The sequence below is a fragment of the Herbiconiux daphne genome, assembly GCF_024979295.1.
GTDB classification, from domain to species: Bacteria; Actinomycetota; Actinomycetes; order Actinomycetales; family Microbacteriaceae; genus Herbiconiux; species Herbiconiux daphnes.
Map to the genome: position 1 here is coordinate 1 of NZ_JANLCJ010000029.1, position 4010 is coordinate 4010.

The following is a 4010-nucleotide window of genomic DNA, read 5'->3' on the forward strand; positions in this document are numbered from 1 at the left end:
AGTCAACGGCAATAGTAAGATCTACTTCGAAGTTACCAGTCTCAAGACCAAGTCCTTGGTGGTGGTGGTGTTCAGATTTGATAACATCACGGAACACATTATAGATAATACGAACATCTGATTTATTCATTTACAACCTCTCATTGGAAATAAATAGGGACATTTAAGGCTGTCCCTTTCACCTTGCATCTTAGCTCTGGCTACGAAGGTTACGCCAAGCAGCATTCATAGCAGTGATACGACTCTCACCACGATTACCATCAACCATCTGCTTGGAAGTATCAGCAGCAGTGGTGTATTCACGTTCCCAGTTGGAACCAGTTTTCTCTTCAAGGAGAGCACGAAGTTCAGGGACAAACGTTTTGATTACGTGACGACGATGAACAACCGCACTGTAACCAACCAACACTTCATCATCACCATTGCTGGTAAAGACTTTAACCAACTTAACATCGGTGCCATACTCCAGACGACCAGCACCAAGCTGAGCCAGATACAAAGCAAAGCGAGATGCGATGGTAGCTTCACCCAATGGACGATTGAAAGAACTGTCATACAGAATCGAACCAATAGAAGAACGGCCAATGGTTGGAAAAGCAGAGAACTTGGTATAGTTCTTTTGCCATTCCGTTTCATCACCTTCTTCCAACTGAGTTCGACATACATCGAACAAAGTCTTGGTTACTGCTTCACACACTGCCCCATTGATACCAATCATAGACAGAACGAAACGAGGAAACTCAATGAAGAACTTCTTACCTTCACCGAATTCAATCACACAAGTGGTGTGACTCTCGACACATTCATTACGAAGAGCATCACGAACTACGTTGGCTACAAGAGTAGTCATACTTAATACCTCTCATTAAATGAGGGATGAGTGAGCACCCCTCTTACTCTTACTACCTTTGCTCTTTAATCTTTCTGAGCAACTCTTTAATCCCATACTTCACGGCATTCTCTGGCTCACCACCATTCCTATCTTTCATCTGTCTGATGTCAGTTGAACTGAGATGAGCTTGAGTAAAATGTTCGTGAGACATACGGGCAGCAGCAGCTTCAAGCTCTGCTCTATCCGCTGGATTAGATGGGGCACTACTACACCCCACCATCAGAAAGGATAAGATTATTATCCTTACCATCCGATTGCTACCGAGGCAGAAGTCCCAACATTCCCAGTAGTATCAACAGAGTTCTGAACACTGAACCGAGCACTGGTTCCCCATTGGTGAGAGTAACCCACACTGACAGCAGACTGACCACCATAGTTCCCAGCACCAGCAGCAATACTATTAGCAGAATCGGTATAGTGAAGACCAGTAACTGCCAGAGCCGAAGCGACACCAGCCATAGCACGTTCATTGTTTTCACTGATACGTTTATCCTGCTCTTTATCGTGAGCTTCCAGCTTCTGAATACGCTGAGAGTTGTTATTAACACGAGGTGCTAATGAACCAACACTTGAATGTTCGAGAACATCAATACGTTGTTCGTGATTATTGACGCCATCAATAACAGCATTGGTAGTATCTTGAACATTAACCAGCGCATCAGCATTGTTGTTAACCACAGTCTCTACATCAGAGATGTGCTTAGTGTTATCTTTAATATCACTTTCATTCTTAGTGATACGTTTGTCGTGGTCAGCCAGCTTAGAAGTGTTAGCTGCTACCTTCTGCTGAGTTGCAGTGTCAACCTGAACTTTGGTTACACCATCTTTACCCGGAGCACCATCTTTACCAGCAACACCTTGCTTACCTTGCAGGCCAGTGTCACCCTTATCCCCTTTGTCACCCTTCTGACCTTGAGTTGGTTGCTGTTGTTGAAGCTGAGAAATACGAACTTTGTCTTTAGCAACCTCACCTTGAAGGTCAGTTAACGAACTGGTATGACCATTAACTGTCCCATACAAATCAAAGATTTCAGATTCGTGTGCCTCTAACCACGTAGACAGCTCGTGAGTTTGATTTGCTGTCTTTCCAAGTCCAACATTTACAGGGATAGTTACATTCGTTGAACCTATATCTGTCATTGGTTTAGAAGTAACAGGTGGTTGTGTCACTGGTGGTTGAGTGGTAGGTGTATTACTAACAGGAGTCAAATCAACTGTGTAATTATTTGTTGCTTGTGAGATAGCATTATCAACTTCACTATCTGACAATTGACTATTCCAACTGTTAGGAACATCCAGAGTATAAGTGTTACCACCTTTATTTAAGGTGAGGTGGTGAGTTCCATTGGTCATATCCCAGGAATCTGTAGCAGTATAACCACCGTTCAAAGTGTTGTAAGTTCCATCAGCTATCGCACTACCAGCAAGAGTTAAACCAACAACAGTTGCGATAATATGTTTCTTCATAGTTTCATCACCAGATTTAAAATCATTTGTATTTATATCTGCAAGCTGACCGCCAGATATCTGGAAACCGAGACGACTTGCTTCTACATTTATGTCTTTCAGAAAAGATTCTTTGCTGTTCATTGGCTGATTAAACTTACCAATTACAGCAGACCAAGCTGCGTCTTCATCTGCCTGATTGTTAGCGGCAGAAGCATTAATACAGACGGCAGCCAACAACGTAGCGATGAGGATGCGCTTCATACTTACTCCTTAATGGTTTGAATAAGACGAACAATGACGTAAGAGATAACTGCCGAAGCAATCAACTGTTCAACCAGATAGATTTGCTGGAAGATGGTTTCAGTTTTGGTATCACCAACAGAAACAGCAGTGATAGCGATAATAACCAAAGCGATTGCAGCAAAGATACGGGTTAACATAATTAGTTTCTCACATTTAAACGATGCAACATTGCATCACAATGCCCACTGATAAGCAGGCATTAGGTTACGATGTTACTTGGCTACCAGTGAAACGTCTTCATTTTAACACTTTACCTTTTGTTAACTCGATGATTGATGGGAGACTACGTTCTTTCTGAGACAGACGGATACGAAGATACATCACATCATTCGCATCAGCCATAGTGAAAGCTATTTGTTGGTTAGCTATCTTACCAGCCCACTGATTGTCAGTAAAGTTAGAGTTGTAACGCTTGAATAGTTCCAACAACTCAAGCACTGACTTACGATATTCTTTGATAACAACATCAGGTTTAACCATCACATCCAGTTTGTGATTGGCTGCACTAATCGCTTGTCTGACACTGATTACAAACCTTGCCTTATCCAAAGTTACACCTCGTTCTTTTGGACACAGATTTCAGACAGCCCATCAATCACAACAACCAACTTACCTTTGGTTTCAATCGTTGTGACATCAGCACCCTTCTCGTTGTCCCATTCAACCGTGAAGACACCGCCAACATTGTCCTCACCAACACCAGCCTGATTGAAATCGTGCTCACCCAGAAGGATTGAGTAGGCTTTCTGACCCACACCTTTGACATAGACCAGAGCACCTTGACCCTGATGAATGTCTTGATACAGGATGCCACCTGAACACTGATACACAATGTCAGCAGGGCTAACTTCAGCAGCTTTAACTTCACCCACTGCCAGACCACACACCAGACCCAGCAGGAAACTGATACCAATTACGTGGAAGCGTTTCATTTGAAGCTACTCCGTAACAGGTTGGTTGCCAGTGTGTGAGCGTTGACACAGTTTGCCACCTCAACACTATCCCTTACACCCTTAGCCGCCAGTTGAATCTCACCCCACTGAATGTAATCGGCAGAGCGGGCGAGGAAATATGCGTCACGCATCAGGGCTTCACTGTCACCCATCTCAATGTGACCAGCGATGATTGATTGACGTGCTGCAATGTGGGCAGCGTGTTTACGCAAGGTGCGTTTCAGTAACCAGACTCCAAACATTTTGTTTAACCTCTCATTGAACATACGATAAAGCCCACCAGTCTTCCGATGGGCTTGACTTACATTCAACTCACTTGATTACTCAGCAGGGCTGTAAGAAGATACATAACCCTGAACGAAAGCCTCACGTTCATTATCTTCTTCTGGTTCAGCACGACGTTCCAGCATCGT

Annotated in this window: 6 protein-coding genes; all 6 read right to left on the reverse strand. The window is 43.5% G+C overall.

The genetic code is table 11. From position 1 onward, the window contains the following. Positions 1 to 190: 190 nt before the first annotated feature. Entirely contained in the window at positions 191 to 850 is a 660-nt protein-coding gene (locus N1032_RS22115) for a hypothetical protein (protein WP_259542372.1), read from the reverse strand. Between the two features lie 285 nt (positions 851 to 1135). Further along, complete coding sequence (locus N1032_RS22120; protein WP_259542373.1) at positions 1136 to 2602, reverse strand: YadA C-terminal domain-containing protein; 1467 nt, start codon at positions 2600 to 2602, stop codon at positions 1136 to 1138. A 2-nt stretch (positions 2603 to 2604) separates the two neighbouring features. After that, positions 2605 to 2781, reverse strand: coding sequence for a hypothetical protein (locus tag N1032_RS22125; protein WP_259542375.1), 177 nt, complete (start codon positions 2779 to 2781; stop codon positions 2605 to 2607). A 100-nt stretch (positions 2782 to 2881) separates the two neighbouring features. Next, complete coding sequence (locus N1032_RS22130; protein ID WP_259542378.1) at positions 2882 to 3193, reverse strand: hypothetical protein; 312 nt, start codon at positions 3191 to 3193, stop codon at positions 2882 to 2884. A 2-nt stretch (positions 3194 to 3195) separates the two neighbouring features. After that, positions 3196 to 3576 carry a hypothetical protein gene (locus tag N1032_RS22135; protein ID WP_259542380.1) on the reverse strand — a complete coding sequence of 127 codons (381 nt, stop codon included), beginning with the start codon at positions 3574 to 3576 and terminating at the stop codon, positions 3196 to 3198. Next, positions 3573 to 3839 carry a hypothetical protein gene (locus N1032_RS22140; protein ID WP_259542383.1) on the reverse strand — a complete coding sequence of 89 codons (267 nt, stop codon included), beginning with the start codon at positions 3837 to 3839 and terminating at the stop codon, positions 3573 to 3575. Before N1032_RS22140 ends, N1032_RS22135 begins: the two co-directional genes overlap by 4 nt. Positions 3840 to 4010: the final 171 nt, after the last annotated feature.